Origin of the sequence: Sulfobacillus harzensis, assembly GCF_012933365.1 — a bacterium.
Classification (GTDB): Bacteria; Bacillota; Sulfobacillia; order Sulfobacillales; family Sulfobacillaceae; genus Sulfobacillus_B; species Sulfobacillus_B harzensis.
The window spans coordinates 1-831 of the sequence record NZ_JABBVZ010000307.1; the positions used below are offsets into that span (position 1 = coordinate 1).

General features: G+C 48.6%; 1 protein-coding gene. It reads right to left on the reverse strand.

What is annotated here, in order from left to right; translation table 11 throughout:
- Positions 1-87: 87 nt before the first annotated feature.
- A complete protein-coding gene (locus tag HIJ39_RS23210) occupies positions 88-276 on the reverse strand; it encodes a hypothetical protein (RefSeq protein WP_169103384.1) in 189 nt (62 codons plus the stop codon).
- Positions 277-831 lie beyond the last annotated feature (555 nt).

Here is an 831-nt window from a genome sequence, read left to right on the forward strand (position 1 = left end):
CACCCACGGGGTGGTGGCGATTTATCGGACTACCCGGTGACTAATTACCGGACACACTGGTGGCGAATTACTGGAATGCCTGGTGGATTACACCGGAATACGCAAAGCTTGCATTTCTTCTTCAACGGCAATGCTTCCAAGAAAAAAGGCACTTCGCACATCAGTAGTTTTTAACCGCTCAGAACTTCGGATCAGTTCTTGAACTCGGGTGATTAAGGCTTTGATCGTTGAAAAAACTTCCTCTGGAGGCGGAATAACATACTGTTGTCGTGCCACGGCGTCCTCGTTTCTCTGATTTTTCTAAAGGCCAGCAATATCTCACCATATAATCCGGCGATACGATTGAAACAAAGTTAATCGTCTATGGTCAATGGGGGTTTCCCGGTCCCGTTTCAACAATGCCACTAGTCCTTGGCGGTAATTGCTGATCCGTCGGTGATCGTTGGTCACTGAATATGCATGATACGCTTTGTTGATCGACATTCCAGAATATCCAACGGGTTATTTTGCCAGGACATCAGGATGCAGAGGTAACGGTCCCACATGTGTTAGTTGAACCGATGGCGGGCCAGGTACGAACATCCAGCACCTCGTCTACGGTGCATACGCCTCCAAGAGTGCCTTAGATGCAGACCGTTGTCTCATGCCAATGAGTTCCGCGACGAATTCCGTCGTCGCCGGGTGCCAAGAAAAACGAGAGGCGAAAGAATTAGCGAAAGCTGATTTCCCGCTTGCTTATCAGGGAAATACGATAGAGGGTTTTTCATAACTGGACAAATCACGGCTGTGGATAAGTGCTCCCCCTTGATGATGCCCTTTCCAACGTTCTGA